The organism is Streptomyces sp. UF-297 (assembly GCF_058245575.1).
On record NZ_JBSIBZ010000028.1, the window covers coordinates 22,254 to 39,937 of the forward strand.

Annotated in this window: 16 protein-coding genes and 1 pseudogene; 9 read left to right on the forward strand and 8 right to left on the reverse strand. The window is 72.7% G+C overall.

Annotated elements, in window-relative coordinates; all coding sequences use genetic code 11:
• Positions 1-48: 48 nt before the first annotated feature.
• Together AC4IJH_RS18175 and AC4IJH_RS18180 are read right to left on the reverse strand one after the other, a co-directional pair.
• A complete protein-coding gene (locus tag AC4IJH_RS18175; RefSeq protein WP_490852787.1) occupies positions 49-642 on the reverse strand; it encodes a dTDP-4-dehydrorhamnose 3,5-epimerase family protein in 594 nt (197 codons plus the stop codon).
• Positions 642-1,802 carry a DegT/DnrJ/EryC1/StrS family aminotransferase gene (locus AC4IJH_RS18180; protein ID WP_490852788.1) on the reverse strand — a complete coding sequence of 387 codons (1,161 nt, stop codon included), beginning with the start codon at positions 1,800-1,802 and terminating at the stop codon, positions 642-644. The genes AC4IJH_RS18175 and AC4IJH_RS18180 overlap by 1 nt, the downstream gene beginning before the upstream one ends.
• 590 nt (positions 1,803-2,392) lie before the next feature.
• On the opposite strand from AC4IJH_RS18180, the gene AC4IJH_RS18185 reads away from it, so the two are divergent.
• A complete protein-coding gene (locus AC4IJH_RS18185; RefSeq protein WP_490852789.1) occupies positions 2,393-3,334 on the forward strand; it encodes a ketopantoate reductase family protein in 942 nt (313 codons plus the stop codon).
• A gap of 103 nt (positions 3,335-3,437) precedes the next feature.
• A pseudogene (locus tag AC4IJH_RS18190) lies at positions 3,438-3,974 on the forward strand (type 1 glutamine amidotransferase domain-containing protein); the annotation flags it as partial.
• 98 nt (positions 3,975-4,072) lie between these two features.
• Here the strand turns inward: AC4IJH_RS18190 and AC4IJH_RS18195 are convergent.
• The gene (locus AC4IJH_RS18195) at positions 4,073-5,740 is read right to left on the reverse strand and encodes an IclR family transcriptional regulator domain-containing protein (protein ID WP_490852790.1); all 1,668 of its coding nucleotides are present in this window, start codon (positions 5,738-5,740) and stop codon (positions 4,073-4,075) included.
• 239 nt (positions 5,741-5,979) lie between these two features.
• Between AC4IJH_RS18195 and AC4IJH_RS18200 the strand changes: the two genes are divergently transcribed.
• The 7 genes from AC4IJH_RS18200 (at position 5,980) to AC4IJH_RS18230 (ending at position 12,796) form a co-directional block, all read left to right on the forward strand.
• Positions 5,980-6,762: a CoA transferase subunit A gene (locus tag AC4IJH_RS18200; protein ID WP_490852791.1), complete on the forward strand. Its 783-nt coding sequence runs from the start codon at positions 5,980-5,982 to the stop codon at positions 6,760-6,762.
• Positions 6,762-7,448 (forward strand): CoA transferase subunit B, encoded by a 687-nt coding sequence (locus AC4IJH_RS18205; RefSeq protein WP_490852792.1) that lies wholly within the window; start codon positions 6,762-6,764, stop codon positions 7,446-7,448. Before AC4IJH_RS18200 ends, AC4IJH_RS18205 begins: the two co-directional genes overlap by 1 nt.
• Before the next feature lie 29 nt (positions 7,449-7,477).
• Positions 7,478-8,323, forward strand: a complete 846-nt coding sequence (gene pcaH / locus AC4IJH_RS18210; protein WP_490852793.1) for a protocatechuate 3,4-dioxygenase subunit beta — start codon at positions 7,478-7,480, stop codon at positions 8,321-8,323.
• Entirely contained in the window at positions 8,323-8,880 is a 558-nt protein-coding gene (pcaG, locus tag AC4IJH_RS18215) for a protocatechuate 3,4-dioxygenase subunit alpha (protein WP_490852794.1), read from the forward strand. Before pcaH ends, pcaG begins: the two co-directional genes overlap by 1 nt.
• A 76-nt stretch (positions 8,881-8,956) precedes the next feature.
• Positions 8,957-10,339 (forward strand): 3-carboxy-cis,cis-muconate cycloisomerase, encoded by a 1,383-nt coding sequence (gene pcaB / locus AC4IJH_RS18220; RefSeq protein WP_490852843.1) that lies wholly within the window; start codon positions 8,957-8,959, stop codon positions 10,337-10,339.
• Positions 10,336-11,562, forward strand: coding sequence for a bifunctional 3-oxoadipate enol-lactonase/4-carboxymuconolactone decarboxylase PcaDC (pcaDC, locus tag AC4IJH_RS18225; RefSeq protein WP_490852795.1), 1,227 nt, complete (start codon positions 10,336-10,338; stop codon positions 11,560-11,562). The genes pcaB and pcaDC overlap by 4 nt, the downstream gene beginning before the upstream one ends.
• A gap of 55 nt (positions 11,563-11,617) precedes the next feature.
• Complete coding sequence (locus AC4IJH_RS18230) at positions 11,618-12,796, forward strand: 4-hydroxybenzoate 3-monooxygenase (RefSeq protein WP_490852796.1); 1,179 nt, start codon at positions 11,618-11,620, stop codon at positions 12,794-12,796.
• 151 nt (positions 12,797-12,947) lie between these two features.
• Here AC4IJH_RS18230 and AC4IJH_RS18235 read toward each other — a convergent pair whose 3' ends face one another.
• The 5 genes from AC4IJH_RS18235 to AC4IJH_RS18255 all read right to left on the reverse strand — a co-directional run bounded on the left by AC4IJH_RS18235 (position 12,948) and on the right by AC4IJH_RS18255 (position 17,684).
• The gene (locus tag AC4IJH_RS18235) at positions 12,948-14,318 is read right to left on the reverse strand and encodes an MFS transporter (RefSeq protein ID WP_490852797.1); all 1,371 of its coding nucleotides are present in this window, start codon (positions 14,316-14,318) and stop codon (positions 12,948-12,950) included.
• 93 nt (positions 14,319-14,411) lie between these two features.
• Positions 14,412-15,218: a cytochrome c oxidase assembly protein gene (locus tag AC4IJH_RS18240; RefSeq protein ID WP_490852798.1), complete on the reverse strand. Its 807-nt coding sequence runs from the start codon at positions 15,216-15,218 to the stop codon at positions 14,412-14,414.
• Between the two features lie 37 nt (positions 15,219-15,255).
• Complete coding sequence (locus AC4IJH_RS18245; RefSeq protein ID WP_490852799.1) at positions 15,256-15,753, reverse strand: DUF2243 domain-containing protein; 498 nt, start codon at positions 15,751-15,753, stop codon at positions 15,256-15,258.
• Between the two features lie 81 nt (positions 15,754-15,834).
• Entirely contained in the window at positions 15,835-16,482 is a 648-nt protein-coding gene (locus AC4IJH_RS18250) for a response regulator (RefSeq protein ID WP_490852800.1), read from the reverse strand.
• On the reverse strand, positions 16,479-17,684 hold the full coding sequence (locus AC4IJH_RS18255) for a sensor histidine kinase (RefSeq protein ID WP_490852801.1): 1,206 nt from the start codon (positions 17,682-17,684) through the stop codon (positions 16,479-16,481). The genes AC4IJH_RS18250 and AC4IJH_RS18255 overlap by 4 nt, the downstream gene beginning before the upstream one ends.

The following is a 17,684-nucleotide window of genomic DNA, read 5'->3' on the forward strand; positions in this document are numbered from 1 at the left end:
CGCAAGCCGAGGCGGGGCCCATCGGGTGGTGCCCTGCGGCGTGGTGCCCTACGGCGCCGCTGTGCCCGCGTCGCCGTCCTGCCAGTGGGCCAGCACCCCGGCCGCCGCGGCCTGCGCCACCGTGGGGGCCCGCGCGTCCTTCTCGGAGAGCAGCGGTGCCTCGGTGAAGCCCCAGGGCAGCGCCAGGTCCGGGTCCAGCGGGTCGATGTCGATCTGTGTGCCCGGGACGTAGGTGGTGCTGAGCACGTAGCAGATGCAGGTGTCGTCGGTCAGCGTCAGAAAGCCGTGCGCCACGCCCTCGGGGACATAGACCGCGCGGCCCGATGCCGCGTCCAGCTCCTGGCTCGCGAACCGCCCGAAGGCGGGGGAGCCCAGCCGCAGGTCGACGACGATGTCCCGCAGCGCTCCCCGGACGCAGGTGACGTACTTGGCCTGGCCCGGCGGGACGGTCACGCTGTGCAGGCCGCGCAGCGTGTTGCGCCGGGAGGTGGAGTAGTTGATCTGGCGCGGGACGAAGGGGTGGCCCAGCTCCCGCGCCAGTTCGTCGGTGCGCAGGCCCTCGAAGAAATTGCCCCGCTCGTCATGGAGCTGGTGCGGGGTGACGAGATACGCCCCGGGGACGGCGGTCTGCTCGATCCGCATCACCGGCTGCCGTTCTCCCGGCTCCTGGTGCGGTCGGCGACGGCCGTGCGCAGGGCCTCGGCCACCGTCCGCACCTCGGCGTCGGTCAGCGCCTGGTGCAGCGGCAGCAGCAGGGTGGTGGCCGCCGCCTCGTCCGTGCCGGGCAGGTCGGGGCCCTCGGCCTCGTACGCCGGGACCTTGTGCAGCGGCGGATAGCGCAGAGTGGTGTAGATGCCCTGCTCCAGCAGGTCGGCGGCCACCTGGTCGCGGATGTCGGCGGGCAGCTGCACCCAGTAGAAGTAGTACGAGCTGGTGTGCCCGGCGGGCAGCGGCGGCGGCAGCCGTATCCCCTCGGTGTCGGCCAGCAGCCGGTCGTAGGCGCGGGCCGCCTCGGCGCGCCGGGCCACGAAGTCGGGCAGCCGGCGCAGTTGGACGCTGCCCAGTGCCGCGGTGATGTCATTGCCGATGATGCGCCGCCCGAAGCCCTCGACGTTCAGCTCCCACCAGCGGTGGGAGACCTTGGCCGCGGTGAACCCGCTGGACTGGGCGAGGCCGTGGTAGGCCAGCGTCCTGGCCCGCCGGGCCAGTTCCGGATCGCGCGCGTAAAAGGCCCCGCCGTCGCCGGTGACCAGGACCTTCATCGAGTCGAAGCTCCAGGTGGCGATGTCGCCGAAGGTGCCGCAGGCGGTGTCCTGCGCGCGGGAGGCCACCGCACAGGCGGCATCCTCGATCAGCGGGATGCCGCGCTGCCGGCACAGCTGGGCGATGGCGGCGATATCGCCCGGGTAGCCGCCGTAGTGCAGCACCACGACGGCTTTCGTACGAGGCGTCAGGGCCTGGGCGATGTGGTCCGCCGTCGGGTTGAGGGTGCGCGGATCCACGTCGCAGAAGACCGGGCGGGCGCCCGTGCCGGCGATGGCGTTGGCGGCGGCGACAAAGCTCACCGAGGGCAGCACCACCTCGTCGCCCTGGCCCAGGCCCAGCAGTTCGGTGGCCAGAAAGAGGCCTGCCGTGCAGGAGTTGATGAACAGCACCTGCTCGGGGCGGGCTCCCAGATGCTCGGCGAATTCCGCTTCGAAGGCCTGGGTGCGAGGGCCGTGGCCCAGCCAGTTGCTCGCGAACACATCGCCCAGAGCCTTGAGTTCCTCTTCCCCCAGACTGGGCTGAAACACATTGATCACGATGGGCTCCCTCGCGCTCGGTAAGGGTCTGTCTGTCGGAATGTGCTCAGCTGTTCACCGTGACCGCCGAGTCGCCGTACGCGGGCGCCGTGGATGGGGAGTTGGCGAAGATCGGGAGGCGGGCGAAACGAATTCGGCCACGGTAAAAGCACGGTAAAACCGTCCCATCACCCCACCCGCCCTCTCCACGATCGCCGACTGGGTCTGTCATCTCATCCCGCGCGCTCCCGCTTGATTCCCCGAGCGCCGCGGTCGCGTGGAGTCCATACACCCCGCGGCATCTTTTGCCCCACCGTGCGCTATTGCCCCACCACGCTCTATAGCGCGTCCGCACCCTTCGCTTCCCCCGTGCATCTGAATGGCCCCCTCCACTCGCCCGCAAAACCTTTTCGGTTTTCCATACACCGGAGCCGCCCATTCGGTTCCACTGATCGCGGTGCCGGGCGATGAGAAGTTCCGTACCCAAGCAATTGCTTTGAAGTGTGCAACATGACCCGAGGATTGACTTGGGTCTTCTCGGCTTGTGATCATCGGCGGCGCGTACCGGGCGCGCCGTTCGCACTGCCGGGCCGCGCGCCGCGGTCGAGGCGATGGTCGCGGTCCTGGCGAGAGGAATCTCTGTGAGTGGCGAAGCTGTACGCACGATTGCAGTGCTCGGCCCCGGCGGGGTCGGGGGGCTGCTGGCCGGTCTGCTGGCGCGGGCCGGGCACCGGGTGATCTGTCTTTGCGGGGACGCTACGGCGGGCGTACTGCGCCGGGACGGAATCCGGGTGCGCAGCGGGCAGTTCGGCGCGTTCGCCGTGCGCGTGGAGGCGGACACCGCACTGCGCGAACCGGTGGACCTGTGCCTGGTCACCGTCAAAGCGACCGCGCTCCAGGCGGCCCTGGAGCGGGTGCCGCCCGCGGCGCTGGGCGACGGACTGGTCGTGCCGTTCCTCAACGGAATCGAGCACCCGGCCGTCCTGCGCGGGCGCTATTGCCCCGAGCGGGTGGCCCCCGGCGTCATCCGCGTCGAGTCGACCCGCACCGCCCCGGGAGCGATCGAGCACGGCAACCCGTTCACCGAGGTCGATCTGGCCGGCGACCCGGTGCCGCCGGAACACCTCGACGCGGTGGCGCAGTCGCTGACCTCCGCCGGTGTGCGTACCCGGGTGCGCGAGGGCGAGGGCGCGGCCCTGTGGGCGAAGATGGCCTTCCTCCTGCCCTTCGCGCTGCTGACCACGCGCTACGGGCTCGCCGTCGGCGACGTACGGACCCGGCACCGCGCGGAACTGCTGGCGCTGGTGGAGGAGACCGCCGCGGTGAGCCGGGCCTGCGGGGCGCCGGCCGACACCGCCGCGGTGCTGGGCCTTCTCGACGCCTTCCCCGCGGACGCGAAGTCCTCGATGCAGCGCGACGCGGAGGCGGGGCGCGCGCTGGAACTGGACGCGATCGGCGGCGCCCTGCTGCGGGCCGCCGGGCGGCACGGCGTACCGGCGCCGCTGGCCACCAGGCTGGTGGCCGAGGTGGGGGAGCGGCGGGCCGGGAGCTGATACCGAAGAGGCCCAAGAGCGGGCGGTGGAGTTTGGGGCCGACGGCTCGGGTTACACGCTGGGGAGCCCTGCCGTAGTTGAGTTCGGAAAGGAGCGCCGTCCCATGAAGATCGCTTTCCTCGTGGCTCCCGAAGGTGTCGAGCAGATCGAGCTGACCGACCCGTGGCAGGCGGTCCTGGACGCCGGTGGCACCCCGCATCTCGTCTCCACCGCGCACGGCCGGATCCAGGCCTTCCACCACTTGGACAAGGCGGACACCTTCGACGTGGACAAGGTGATCGACGAGGTGCCCGCCCAGGACTACGACGGGCTGGTGCTGCCGGGCGGGGTGGCCAATCCGGACCAACTGCGCCTGAACGAGCGGGCCGTCGCCTTCGTCCGGGAGTTCTTCGCGACCGGCCGCCCGGTCGCGGCGATCTGCCACGCGCCCTGGACGCTGGTGGAGGCCGATGTGCTGCGCGGCCGGACCGTCACCTCCTGGCCCAGCCTGCGCACCGACATCCGCAACGCGGGCGGGGAGTGGGCCGACGTCCAGGTGATGGTCTGCGACGGCGGTCCCAACACCGTCATCACCAGCCGTCGGCCCGACGACCTGAAGGCCTTCTGCGAGGCGCTGGTGGACGAATTCACGGAGTTCGCCGAGGCAGCCGAGGCAGCAGGGACAGCCGAGTCGGCACAGCGCGCGGAGTCCGCCGGGCCGATGGAGTACGCCCGCTCGGCTCCGGGCGAGGCCCGGGATCACAGCACCGGAATGCGGGCGTAGCGCCCGGCGATGTGCAGATCGCCCTCGATGCGGGTGGCCGCGCCGCGCAGCGCGGGCAGCACCTCGGTCAGGCACTGCTCCAGGCTCCGGCGGCTGCTGTGCATCGCGACATTGACGGCGGCCACGACCCGCCCCGCGCGGTCGCGCACCGGTACGCCGATCGACCGCAGCCCCGCCTCCAGCTCCTCGTCGACCAGGGCGTGGCCCTCGTGCCGGACCCGGTCCAGGATCGCGGGGAGGTCGGCGGGCGGGGTGAGCGCGCGCGGCTGCGTGCGCGGTACGAGGGTGGCCAGCCGCGCGGCGCGCTCGGCGGGCGGCAGCCCCGCCAGCAGCACCCGCCCCATGGAGGTGGCGTAGGCGGGGAAGCGGGTGCCGACGGTGATGTTGACGCTCATGATGCGGCTGGTGCTGACCCGCGCGGTGTACTGGATCTCGTCCCCGGCCAGCACCGCCAGCGAGGCGGAGTCGTGCACCCGCGCCACCAGGGCGGACAGGTGCGGCTCGGCGATGCGGGGGAGGGTGGTGCGCGAGAGCGGGGCGAAGCCGAGGTCCAGGACCTTGGGGGTGAGGCGGAAGTTCTTGCCGCTGGCGGTGACGTAACCGAGGTGTTCCAGAGTGATCAGGGCGCGCCGGGCGGTGGCCCTGGCCAGCCCGGTGGCCTCGGAGACGGCGGACAGGGACAGTTCGGCCCGGCAGGTGCCGAACGCGGTCAGTACGGTCAGGCCGCGGGCCAGGGACTCCACGAACTCCGCGCCCAGTTCCTGCTTGGAGACCGTGGTCCAGTCGGCGAGCCCGTACGCCCCGGCCGCCTCCTTGACCGGTGCGCACCGCAGATCCCGCTCCATGGCCGCGACGGTCTCCTTCAGCCGCGGCAGCATCGCCGCGCGCAGGGAAGCGGCGCTGTGCCGGCTGGTGTGGCTGACCACGCTGGCCGCGCAGACCGTGCGCCCGGCCCCGTCGCGTACGGGAACGGCCACCGCGACCAGGCCCGGCTCGATCAACTGGTCGTCCAGGGCCCAGCCTTGCTCGCGGGCCGTCTGCGCGCGGCTCCTGAAGGACGCCTCCAACGGGGTGTTCCGGCCGGATTCGCCGGGGGGCGGTAAGGCGGGAAAGCCGCGCCCGGCCGGGTCCAGCGGGCGGCGTTCGCGCCACAGGTCCCACGCTTGCCGGCTCCACTGCGCGGCGAACAGCGGCCCCGGCGCGGTGCGTTCGGCGGGTAGTAGATCGCCGATGCGGAAGGTGAGGGACATCGCGCGGCGCCGGGTGGCCTGGTGGACGAAGCGGATGCCGTCGCTGTCGGGGACGGCCAGGGAGACGGACTCGTCCAGCTCGTCGGCGAGCCGGTCGGCGTGGGGGCCGAGCAGGCCGGGCAGGCGTACCGCGGCGAGGTAGGCGTTGCCCAGCTCCATCAGGCGGGGGGCCAGCGCCGCGGCGCGGCCGTCCAGCCGCAGGTATCCCATGCTCGCCAGGGTCGCGGTCACCCGGTCGACGGTGGAGCGGGCCAGTCCGGTGGCGCGGACGAGTTCGCCGAGGCTCAAGTATCCGCCCGCGTCGGTCAGTTCGCGCAGTACGGCGATGCCGCGCAGCAGTGGGCCGACGGCCTCGGTCGGCGCGGGCGGGATGGTGAGGGGTATGGGTGGCATCGGTTCTCTCCGTGGCGGATCTTGGGGGCCACCGTAGTGAAGAGCACCGGGCGGCGCCCAGGCCTTGGCGAGGTGAGGCGTTCTGGCGAGGTGACAGAGATGCGGCGGGCACGTTGACAGGCCTGTTGGGCCAGCGCAGACTCGGGATGAGTCGATTATGAACTGTAGTTCATCAGGCGAACGGACGGTGGGTTAAGGGTTCGCGGCCCTCCTCGCCCGCAGCGACAAGGAACTCCTCCATGGACAAGGTCAGGCGGACGGCCGCCGAGGCGGTCGGCGACATAAGTGACGGAGCGTCACTCGCCGTCGGGGGCTTCGGCCTCAGCGGAGTGCCGAACGCTCTCATCCAGGCGCTGTACGAGCGGGGCGTGGGTTCTTTGAGGATAGTCTCCAACAACTGCGGTGTGGACGGCGGGGGCTTGGGAACACTGCTGGCAGCGGGCCGGATCGCACACGTCACCGGCTCCTACGTCGGCGCGAACAAGGAGTTCGCCCGCCAGTATCTCAACGGCGAGCTGGAAGTCGAGCTGGTACCGCAGGGCACCCTCGCCGAGCGGTTACGGGCCGGCGGCTGCGGCATCCCCGCCTTCTTCACCCCGGCGGGCGTCGGCACCCAGGTCGCGGCGGGCGGCATCCCCCGGCGCTACGCCCCCGACGGCAGCGTCGCGCTGGCCTCACCCGCCAAGGAGGTCCGCGAGTTCGACGGCCGCGGCTATGTGCTCGAACACGCCATCACCACCGACTTCGCGCTCGTACGGGCCGCCAGAGGCGACCGGCACGGCAACCTCGTACTGCACCGCGCCGCCCGCAACTTCAACCCCCTGGCCGCGATGGCCGGACGTGTGACGATCGCCGAGGTGGAGGAACTGGTGGAGCCCGGCGTACTGGACCCGGACGCGGTGCACGTACCCGGCGTCTTCGTGCAGCGGGTGGTGGCGCTCACCCCGGAGCAGGCCGCCGCCAAGGACATCGAGCGGCGCACGCTGCGCGCGCCCGCCATGCGAGAGGCGGCGGGAGCCTGATGGCCTGGACGCGGGAGAACATGGCGGCCAGGGCCGCCGCCGAACTGCCCGACGGCAGCTATGTCAACCTCGGCATCGGACTGCCCACGCTCGTGCCCAACTTCATCCCCGACGGGGTGGACGTCATCCTCCAGTCGGAGAACGGCATCCTCGGCGTCGGCCCCTATCCCACCGCCGACCAGGTGGACCCCGACCTGATCAACGCGGGCAAGGAGACCGTCACGGTCCTGCCCGGCGCCTCCTTCTTCGACTCCGCGCTCTCCTTCGGGATGATCCGCGGCGGCCACATCGACACCGCCGTCCTGGGCGCGCTCCAGGTCTCCGCCGCAGGAGATCTCGCCAACTGGTCGGTGCCCGGCACGATGGTCAAGGGCATGGGCGGAGCCATGGACCTCGTGCACGGCGCCCGCCGGGTCATCGTGCTGATGGAGCACGTGGCCAAGGACGGCACACCCAAGCTCGTCCAGGAGTGCACCCTGCCGCTGACGGGCGCGGCCTGCGTCCACCGGGTGATCACCGACCTCGGCGTGCTCGACGTGACGGCGGACGGGCTGGTGCTCGTGGAGACCGCGCCCGGCGTCAGCGCCCAGGACGTACGGGACAGGACGGCCGCGCCGGTGCACCTGGCCGCGGGTGCCGCGGAAGGGCCCGGACGGGGTGCCGACGCCGCTGCCGCCGCCCGCTGACCCGCTCGTACCAAAGAGGTGAAATCCCCATGAAACCGCCGAACCCGCAGCCCTCACCCCAGCCCGGCGCGACCCCTGACGTCGCCGTGCCGCGGCAGCGGGCCGCCCGTCCCACCCAGCGGCAGATCGACGCGGAGATCGCCGCCGCGCACGAGGCCGCCGCCAAAGCGGTCGCCGACGGCGCGCCGCCCGCCCACCACCCCGACCGCGGCTTCGCCCCGTACCGCAGCAGCGTCCTGCGCCACCCGCGCCAGGGCCCGATCGCCGTCGCCGACCCGGACGCCGCCGAACTGCGCGGCCCCGTCTTCGGCGTCACCGACGTCACCGAACTGGACGCCGACCTGACCCGGCAGCACACCGCAGCGCCGCTGGGCGAGCGCATCACCGTCGGCGGACGGCTGCTGGACCGCGCGGGACGGCCGGTGCGCGGCCAGCTCGTGGAGATCTGGCAGGCCAACGCCTCGGGGCGGTACGCGCACCAGCGCGACCAGCACCCGGCGCCCCTGGACCCCAACTTCACCGGTGTCGGCCGCTGTCTGACGGACGATCAGGGGCGCTACCGCTTCACCACCGTCAAGCCCGGCGCCTATCCATGGCGCAACCACGACAACGCCTGGCGCCCCGCGCACATCCACTTCTCGCTCTTCGGCACCGCCTTCACCCAGCGCCTCATCACCCAGATGTACTTCCCCGGCGACCCGCTCTTCCCCTACGACCCCATCCTGCAGTCCGTCACCGACGCGGCCGCCCGCGACCGCCTGGTCTGCGCCTACGACCACGAACTCTCCGTCCCCGAGTGGTCGCTGGGCTACCACTGGGACATCGTCCTGGACGGCGCGAGCGCCACCTGGACCGAGAGCGCGGAGGCCCGCTGATGCTCGACCCCACCCCCTCGCAGACCGTCGGCCCCTTCTACGGATACGCGCTGCCCTTCCCCGACGGCGGCGAACTGGCCCCGGCCGGCCACCGGGACACCATCACCCTGCACGGACACCTGCTGGACGGAGCGGGCGAGCCCGTTCCCGACGCGCTGCTGGAGTTCTGGCAGGCGGCCCCCGACGGCTCGCTCACCGGACGGCCCGGATCGCTGCGCCGGGACCCGGTCACCGGCGGCCATCTGGGCCGCAACGGCGTCGACTTCACCGGGTTCGCCCGGATCGCCACCGACCCCGACGGGCACTACGCGCTGCGCACGCTGCCGCCGCCCGCCGCGGCGCCGTACGTCTCGGTCTGCCTCTTCGCCCGCGGCCTCTCCCACCACCTGTTCACCCGCGCCTACTTCGGCGACGAGGCCGCCGACCCGGTGCTCTCGGCCGTGCCGCCGGAGCGCCGCTGCACCCTGATGGCCCGCCGCGAACCGGCCGCCCGCACCTTCCGCTTCGACATTCGACTCCAGGGGGAGAAAGAGACGGTCTTCCTTGACTTCCGCTGAGCCAGCCCGCGGACCCGGCCACGGGACGGAACCCGCAGACGGTTTTGCTCCGCTCGACGGCGTATCCGACGCCGGGCTGTTCGCCCCCGTACGCGTCGCCTGTGCGGCCGAAAGCGCCACCGGCGAGGGGGCGTTCCTCCAGGCCCTGCTCGACGCGGAGGCCGCGCTGGCCCGCGCCCAGGCGCAGCTGGGCCTGATCCCCGGCGCCGCCGCCCGGGCGATCACCGCTGCCGCGCGCGCCGAGCACTTCGACCCGCGCGCCCTGGCGCTGCGGGCCCGGGCGGGCGGCAACCCGGTGATCCCGCTGGTCGCCGACCTGACCCGGTGTGTCGCCGAACGCGACGCCCGGGCAGCGGAGTTCGTGCACCAGGGCGCCACCAGCCAGGACATCCTGGACACCGCGCTCATGCTCCTCGCCACCCGCACCCTGGGCCCGCTCGCCGCGGACCTGGCGCGCACCGCCGACGCGCTCGGCTCGCTCGCCGCCGCACACCGCGACACCCCGATGGCGGGCCGCACCCTCACCCAGCACGCGGTGCCCACCACCTTCGGCCTCAAGGCGGCCGGCTGGCGCGCCCTGGTCCTGGACGCCCGGGACCGCATCACCCGCGTCCGCGACGCGCTGCCCGCCCAGCTCGGCGGCGCCGCGGGCACCCTCGCGGCCTTCCACGTGGGAGCCGACCGGGCCACGGCCCCGGAACCGGACGGCACACGCGACATCGGGCTGCGCCTGCTCGCCGCGTACGCCGCCCAACTGGGCCTGACCGAACCGGAACTGCCCTGGCACACGCTGCGCACCCCCGTCGCCGACCTCGGCGGCGCGCTGGCGACCTGCGCGGGAGCCCTGGGCAAGCTGGCCGCCGACGTCCTGGTCCTGTCGCGCACCGAGATCGGCGAGGTCGCCGAGGCAAGCGGCGGCTCCTCCTCCGCGATGCCGCACAAGAGCAACCCCGTACGCGCCACCCTGATCGCGTCCGCCGCGCGGCAGGTCCCCGCGCTGGCCGCGGTCCTGTACGGGTCGCTGGCCGCCGAGGACGAGCGTCCCGCGGGCGCCTGGCACGCGGAGTGGCAGCCGCTGCGCGCGGCGCTGCGTCTGACGGGCGGAGCGGCCCGCGACGCCGCCGAACTCGCCGAGGGCCTACTCGTACGGCCGCAGCGGATGCGCGCCCAGCTCACTCTCACCGGCGGCCTGCTCGCCTCCGAGCGGCTGGCCGCCGAGCTCACCGGGCTGCTCGGCCGCGCCGCGGCCAAGGACCTGCTGACCAGGGCCTCCCACCGGGCCACCGCGGAGGGCATCGCGCTGGACGAGGCGCTGGGCGAGGCCCCCGAACTGGCCGGAGCGCTTCCGGCGGGACGGCTGCGCGAACTCCTCGACCCGGCAGGCCACCTCGGCTCCGCCCCCGCTCTGACCGACCGCGCACTGGCCCGCCGCTCCCACCCTCCCCAGGAACCCCGATGAACCCCCGCCAGACCCTGCTGCACCACCGCGTCGACGGCCCCGCCGGCGCATCCGCCCCGCCCGGCGACACCGCTGCCAAGGCCCCGGCACTGCTGCTCGGACCCTCGCTCGGCACCTCCCTGTCCGTATGGGATCCCCAGGTGCCCGCACTGGCCCGCACGTTCCGCGTGGTGCGCTGGGACCTGCCGGGACACGGCGGCTCGCCCGCCGCACTGCTGCCCGCGGACGCCACCGTGGCCGACCTCGGCCGCCTGGTGCTCGACCTCGCCGACGCGCTCGGCATCGACCGGTTCGCGTACGCGGGCATCTCGTTGGGCGGCGCGGTCGGCACCTGGCTCGCCGCCCACCACCCCCAGCGGGTCACCTCGCTGGCCCTTGTCTGCTCCGCCGCCCGCTTCGGCCCGCCCGAGCCCTGGCGGGAGCGCGCCGAACTCGTCCGCGCACAGGGCCCGGAACCGGTCGCCCGCACCGCGCCCACCCGCTGGTTCACCCCGGACTTCGCCGCCGGAGGCGAACCGGCCGTGGCCGCCCTTCTCGCCGACCACCGGGCCGCCGACCCCGAGGGGTACGCCGCCTGCTGCGCCGTACTCGCCTCCTGCGACCTGCGCGCCGACCTGCCCGCGATCACCGCGCCCACCCTCGTCGTCGGCGGCCGCGAGGACCCGGCCACTCCGCCCGAACGCGCCCGCGAACTCGCCGACGGCATCCCGGGCGCGAGCCTGACCGAGATCGCCCGCGCTGCCCACCTGGCGAGCGTCGAACAGCCCCGGGCCGTACTCGCCGCCCTGTGGACCCACCTGACGGACGAACCGCTTCCGCACGAGGGGCAGACGGGTGCGCGCCACGCCCTGGGGACGGCGGTGCGCCGCGCCGTACTGGGCGACGCACACGTCGACCGCGCGGCGGCGCGCACCTCCGAATTCACCGCCCCTTTCCAGGACTTCATCACCCGCTACGCCTGGGGCGAGATCTGGGCCGACGGCACCCTGGACCGGCGCACCCGCAGCAGCGTCACCCTGGCCACGCTCGTGGCAGGACAGCACCACGACGAACTCGCCCTGCACGTACGCGCCGCCCTGCGCAACGGACTGAGCGCCGAGGAGATCGGCGCGGTACTGCTGCACTGCGCCCTGTACTGCGGGCTGCCCGCCGTCAACGCGGCCTTCGCCGTCGCAGAGCGGGTACTGAGCGAAGAGGACCGGGGCGGAGGGAACACCGCATGACACCGCGATGCGCACACCGCTTCACACAGCACAGCCCGAACGAGGGGAAAAACTGATGCATACCACCGTCAGCATCATCGGCGGCGGCCCCGCGGGCCTGCTGCTGGCCCGGCTGCTGCACAACGCCGGTATCGACAGCGTGGTCCTGGAGCGCCACGACCGCACCTACGTCGAGCGGCGCCAGCGCGCCGGGGTCCTGGAACAGAGCACCGTGGACGCCCTGCGCGAGGCCGGCGCCGGTGCCCGGATGGACCGCGAGGGTGTGGTCCACCACGGCATCGAGCTGCGCTTCGACGGCCGCGCCCACCGCGTGGACCTCCCCTCCCTCACCGGCGGAAGGTCGGTGATGGTCTACGCCCAGACCGAGGTCGTCAAGGACCTCATCGCCCTCCAGCTCGCCGAGGGCGGACCGCTGCTGTTCGGCGCCGACGTCCTGGCGATCGAGGGCGCCGACACCGGAGCGCCCGTCGTCCACTACGTCCACGAGGGCCGCAAGGCGACCCTGACCTGCGACTACGTGATCGGCTGCGACGGCTTCCACGGGGTGACCCGCGCCTCGGTGCCCGAGTGGGTCCGTACGACGTACGAGCGGACCTATCCCTACTCCTGGCTGGGCATCCTCGCCGAGGTCCCGCCCGTGTACGACGAGTTGATCTACGCGCACTCCGAGCGCGGCTTCGCCCTGGCCAGCATGCGCCCGCCGTCGGTCAGCCGCCTCTACCTCCAGGTGCCCAACGGCACCGACATCGCCGACTGGCCGGACGAGCGGATCTGGGACGAGCTGGACGCCCGCTTCGCCACCCAGAAGGACCCCGGCTGGCGGCTGGACCGCGGCCCGGTCATCGCCAAGTCGGTGGTGCCGATGCGCAGTTACGTCACCGAGCCGATGCGGCACGGCCGGGTGTTCCTGGCCGGGGACGCGGCGCACATCGTCCCGCCCACCGGAGCCAAGGGGCTCAACCTGGCGGCGTCCGACGTGGTGGTCCTGGCCCGCGCGCTGTCCCACCTGCGCGACACCGGGTCCAGTGAACTGCTGGACTCCTACTCGGAGACCTGTCTGCGGCGCGTGTGGCGGGCCGAGCACTTCTCGCACTTCATGACGACCACCCTGCACACCGCGCCGCAGCAGCAGCCGTTCCACACCCGGCTGCAACTCGCCCAGCTGGACCGGATCGCGGAGTCGGGGCCCGCGGCGGCCGAGCTGTCGGAGAACTACGTGGGGCTGCCGATCTGAGTTTTCCGGCCGCAGACCACTGAGCCCCGTCGTCCTTGCGGGCGGCGGGGCTCAAAGGTCTCTTCTCTTCTTGGTACTGAGCGTTGTCGTCAAGGAACCGCAGCCCGGTGAGGGCTGGTCGCGCAGATCCCCGCGCCCCTTGTGGGGGTGCTCACGCGTCCGAGGGGGCGGGCGTCGACGGGTCCGTCACGGTGGTGGACGCGGTCGGGCGGCGGCTGCACAGGCGTACGGCCAGGGGGACGAGGGTGATGGCGGTGGCTCCGAGAAGACCTGCCAAGGCGAACGCCGTGAACCCCCAGCCCTGGTGGCCGCCCGCCGCCAGGACGCCGGCCAGCCAGGGGCCGACAACCGCTCCCGTACGGCCCAGGCCCGTCACCCAGCCCAGGCCCACGGCCCGTTCGTTGTCACGGTAGACGGTCTTGGTGGCGGCGTACACCATCACCTGGGCACTGAAGAGGACGACACCGGTCAGGAACACCACGACGTAGGTGACGCCCAGCGGCAGATGCGACTTGAGCAGCAGCGCGCCCACCGCGGTCAGCACGAACCAGATCGCCGCGACCCGTACCGCGCCGAAGCGGTCGGCGGTGCGGCCCGCGATGAACATGCCCACGATGGCACCGGCGTTGACCACCAGGAGGAAGCTCACCGAGGACGTCAGGCCGTAGCCGGAGGCCCGCATGAGCTGCGGGAGCCAGGTGCTCACGCCGTACACCAGCAGCAGGCCGCAGAAGGACGCCAGCCACAGCAGCGGCGTCGCCCACCGCAGTTGGGGCCGGAACAGTCCGCGCAGCGCGGTCGCCACGCTCTTGGGCGCGGTCTGCTGCCCGTCCTCCTCGCCCGGCAGGGACAGGGCATAGCGCTCGGCCACCGCTTGTGCCGCCGCCCGGTCGCCGCGCACCAGCAGGACGCGCGGGGACTCCGGCAGCAGTTTGAGCAGCAGGGGTACGGCGATCACGGCGGGCAGCACACCGGTCCAGAACACCATGCGCCAGCCCGCGCTCGGCGCCAGGCCCAGGCCGAGCGCCGTGGCCACCATGCCGCCCGCGTGGTAGGAGGTCATCAGCATGCCGGTGACCAGCGCCGCCCTGCGGGGCGGGGCGAACTCCATCACCATCGTCAGACAGACCGGCATCAGCCCGCCGAGGCCGAGACCGGCGACGAACCGGCCGACCCCGAACAACCCCGGGGTGGTGCCCAGCGCGCACACCGCCGACCCCAGCGAGAACAGCGTCACGCTCGCGACGAGGATGGGGCGGCGGCCGAGCCGGTCGGTGAGGGTGCCGGTGATGAGCGCGCCGATCAGCATGCCGAACGTGGTCCAGCTGCCGATCGTCCCCGCGCTTTCGGTGGTCAGCCCGAATTCCGTGTCGTCGAGCATGTACGGCATGACCGCGCCGTAGATGTTGGCGTCCATGCCGTCGAAGAAGACGGCCATCCAGCACAGCAGGAGGACGGGAAGCACCGTACGGACAGTGGGTGGACGGCTGGGCTTGTAGGGCGGTGCACCGGAGGAAATCATGTGTCAGTCCCTGGAATCGCGAGTGGCACGTTCGTCTGGTGAACGTCCATCCACCGGTGGGTGGCATGAGTGTGCGGTTGGAGCGATCCGGTGTCAATGAGTCGGCGCCTGACTGCTGTTGCCCGGACGCCGGTCACCGCTGGTCCGAACTTTAGAGGAACTTTGCCTCAGACGGCGAGCTTCTTCCCGGCCCGAGAACTGGTACCACCGGTAGGAAAGGGCTGTGACCAGGGATAACTCGACGATATCGGCCCCGTAGTATGTCAGTTGAGAGGCCAGATGAAGATCATCGGGGGCGATCGGGAGGCCTGGCGGCCCTACGGCGTACAGCGACTTGGCCAGTACGGCGTGCGCACCGGCCGCGGCCAGCAGGGTGGCTGCCCGCAGGCCGGTTCCGGCGCGGTGCCGTACCGGTTCCAGGCCGAGCACGGCGAAGGTGAACAGGCAGCCCGCGGCGAAGACATGCACGTGGACGGCGGCGTACAGCCAGGGGTGATGGTGCGCGGCGGCCAGCAGGGGCGTGCGGTACAGCAGCCACATGCCGCCGATGTCCAGCAGGGCTGCCACGGGCGGGAACGCGAGCACCGCCACCCACCGGGAACGCAGCGTGGCCAGCAGTGCTCTGCGCGGCGCGACGGGCAGGGCGCGCAGCGCCAGGGTGAGGGGGCGGGCGAGAGCGATCAGCAGCGGCGCCAGCATGCCCAGCCCCAGGTGAGTGGCCATATGGCCGGTGAACGGAGGCAGTTGGCGCCAGGGCGCGGCCATGGCGAGCGCCGCCGTCACCGCCCCCGCACAGAACAGCCCGGTTCGCCACCACGGCCAGCGATCGCCGCGCCGCGCGAGCCGGGCGGCCGCGACGAGACAGCCACAGCAGGCGGCGAGGGGGCCCGCGGTCGCCACCGCCCCCCCACCGCCACCGAAGTGGCCCCCACCGGCGTCACGCCCCGCTCCGCCGCCCGTCGCTGCGGCGCGCGGCCGCCGGGTCGGCGGACGGCCGCGTACGGACCAACAGCAGCGCGCCGACCGCCAGGAGCACCACGGCGATCACGTCCCACGTCCAGTCGTACGGCGCCAGATCCACCCCGTAGCGGATCTGGTGAATCCGCAGGACCTTGTGCTGGAACGTGCCGTCATAGAGCTGAAATCCCCCCGCCCCCAGACACACCCCGGCCCACCACACCCGCATCACCAGCCCCGCCCGCCTCCGCAGATCGGCGAACAGGAACAGCCCGGCCACCACCGCGAACCACCCGCCGGCATGGAAGATCCCGTCGGACACCAATCCGAGGTCCGTGGTCGACCGGTCGTAGAAGTGATGCCAGTGCAGCACCTGATGAAACACGGTCTCGTCGACGAACGCCGCGGTCCCCACCCCGGCCAGCACCCCACCGGCCAAGGACCGCCCCGGCCGCAGCCGCGGTGCACCGCTGGACATGCCGACCCCCTCACACCCTGACGCCCGAGCAGCCGGAGTTCCCCCCACCCCCACCCCGAAACGGAAGAAACCGGCCCGCGGTCAGCCGAGCTCCGCATCGCGCACCAGCAGGGCCACCTGAACACGGTTGCTCAGCCCCAACTTGGCCAGGGACCGGCTCACATGCGCCTTGACGGTGGTCTCACTGGTGGCCAGCTCACGGGCGATCTCGGCGTTGGTCAGCCCCCGGGCCACGGCGCGCACCACGCCGGTCTCCCGCCCGGTGAGGACACCGAGCCGCTTGCGCGCCAGCAGGGTGTCGGTGGACCGGCGGTCGGCGAACTGGTCCATGAGCCGTTTGGTGACCGTGGGCGCCAGCATGGCGCTGCCGCCGGCGACCGTACGCACCGCGGTCAGCAGGTCCCGCGGCGGGGTGTCCTTGAGCAGGAATCCCGCGGCTTTGCCTCGCAGCGCGCTGTAGACGTAGTCGTCGAGGTCGAAGGTGGTCAGCATCACCACCTTCGGCGGGTCGGAGAAGGTGGTGATCGTCGCCAGGGCGGCCAGCCCGTCCTTGCCGGGCATCCGTACGTCCATGAACACCACGTCGGGCCGGTGCCGGGCCACCGCCGCCACCGCCTCGGCACCGTCGGCGGCCTCGGCGACCACCGCGATGTCCTCCGCCGCCTCCAGGATCATCCGCAGACCCGCCCGGACCAGCGGCTCGTCGTCGGCGATGAGCACCCGGATCATGTCGGAAGCCTTGCCGACACCAGAAAGCCTCCATCGGTCGCGGGCCGGGCGACGAACTCGCCGCCCTGCAGCTCCACGCGTTCCCTGAGGCCGATGAGGCCGGACCCGCTGCCGGGCAGGGCCGGGCGGTTGCCGTGCGCGGCGTCGTTCTCGACCGTGATGTGCAGGGACCGGGGGAGGTAGTGCACCACCACCTGTGTCGCGACCTTTCCGGCGTGCTTGTGGATGTTGGTGAGGGCTTCCTGGACGACGCGGTAGGCGGTGTGCTCCGCCATCACCGGCAGGGGGTAGGGGGCGCCCTCGTCGCGGCGTACCACCGGCACACCCGCGGATCTGGACTGCTCCAGCAGCCACTCCAGATCGGTCAGCGTCGGCTGCGGCTCGACGGGGGTGTCCGCGCCGTGCGGCGACGGGATGCGCTCGCGCTCGGGCTCGGACAGCACGCCGAGGACGCTGCGCAACTGCCCCAGTGCCTCCCTGCCCGTGGTGCGGATCAACTCGGCCTGCGAGGCGGTGCGCTCGTCCGGTGCGTTGATCTCCAGCGCTCCGGCGTGCAGCACCATCAAGGAGACCCGGTGGGCGACCACATCGTGCATATCGCGGGCGATGCGGGCGCGTTCCTGCGTACGGGCCCGCTCGGCGCGGGCGGTCTGCTCCCTCTCCAGCCGCTCGGCGCGCTCGCGCAGCGCCGCCATCATCTGCCGCCGTGCATCGGCCCACAGCCCGAGGGCCAGCGGGAGCCACACATACACCGGCGCCCCGGCCAGCGAGGAGAGCAACTCGGCGTCCGACAGCGGCAGCAGCATCAGCACACTGGCTGCCACGGCGTAGCTCACCAGGTGTGCCGGGCGGCGGAAGGCGGTGGCCGCGAGGTAGGAGGCCACCGCGACCAGCAGCCCCGATCCGCGCAGCGCGGCGTCCACGACAGCGACCACGAACAGCGGCCACCGACGTACGGGCGCCACCCAGGCCGCGATCAGGGCCGCCACGGCCATCACCGACGCGATCACCGGACGCGGTACCGACGCCAGACCCAGCGGTTCCTGGAGCTGGGCCGCGGCCCCGTCGGCGAGCGGGAGCAGAGCCGCGCACAGGGCGACGGCGGGCAGTACGTACCGCGCGAACCGTCTGTCTCTCCGCCACCACCAGGCCATGTACGTATCCCCCCTGCGCTTCACCGTACCGCCGAGCCATGATCCCAT

What these genes read in the sequence shown, in the direction of transcription:
- AC4IJH_RS18185 (WP_490852789.1), top strand. Translation starts at nt 2,393, where the DNA reads ATGGTCGCGGTCCTGGCGAGAGGAATCTCTGTGAGTGGCGAAGCTGTA.
- pcaH (WP_490852793.1), top strand. Translation starts at nt 7,478, where the DNA reads ATGAAACCGCCGAACCCGCAGCCCTCACCCCAGCCCGGCGCGACCCCT.
- pcaDC (WP_490852795.1), top strand. Translation starts at nt 10,336, where the DNA reads ATGAACCCCCGCCAGACCCTGCTGCACCACCGCGTCGACGGCCCCGCC.
- AC4IJH_RS18230 (WP_490852796.1), top strand. Translation starts at nt 11,618, where the DNA reads ATGCATACCACCGTCAGCATCATCGGCGGCGGCCCCGCGGGCCTGCTG.
- AC4IJH_RS18255 (WP_490852801.1), bottom strand. Translation starts at nt 17,684, where the DNA reads ATGGGATCATGGCTCGGCGGTACGGTGAAGCGCAGGGGGGATACGTAC.
- AC4IJH_RS18175 (WP_490852787.1), bottom strand. Translation starts at nt 642, where the DNA reads ATGCGGATCGAGCAGACCGCCGTCCCCGGGGCGTATCTCGTCACCCCG.
- AC4IJH_RS18195 (WP_490852790.1), bottom strand. Translation starts at nt 5,740, where the DNA reads ATGCCACCCATACCCCTCACCATCCCGCCCGCGCCGACCGAGGCCGTC.
- AC4IJH_RS18200 (WP_490852791.1), top strand. Translation starts at nt 5,980, where the DNA reads ATGGACAAGGTCAGGCGGACGGCCGCCGAGGCGGTCGGCGACATAAGT.
- AC4IJH_RS18235 (WP_490852797.1), bottom strand. Translation starts at nt 14,318, where the DNA reads ATGATTTCCTCCGGTGCACCGCCCTACAAGCCCAGCCGTCCACCCACT.
- pcaG (WP_490852794.1), top strand. Translation starts at nt 8,323, where the DNA reads ATGCTCGACCCCACCCCCTCGCAGACCGTCGGCCCCTTCTACGGATAC.
- AC4IJH_RS18205 (WP_490852792.1), top strand. Translation starts at nt 6,762, where the DNA reads ATGGCCTGGACGCGGGAGAACATGGCGGCCAGGGCCGCCGCCGAACTG.
- AC4IJH_RS18245 (WP_490852799.1), bottom strand. Translation starts at nt 15,753, where the DNA reads ATGTCCAGCGGTGCACCGCGGCTGCGGCCGGGGCGGTCCTTGGCCGGT.
- AC4IJH_RS18250 (WP_490852800.1), bottom strand. Translation starts at nt 16,482, where the DNA reads ATGATCCGGGTGCTCATCGCCGACGACGAGCCGCTGGTCCGGGCGGGT.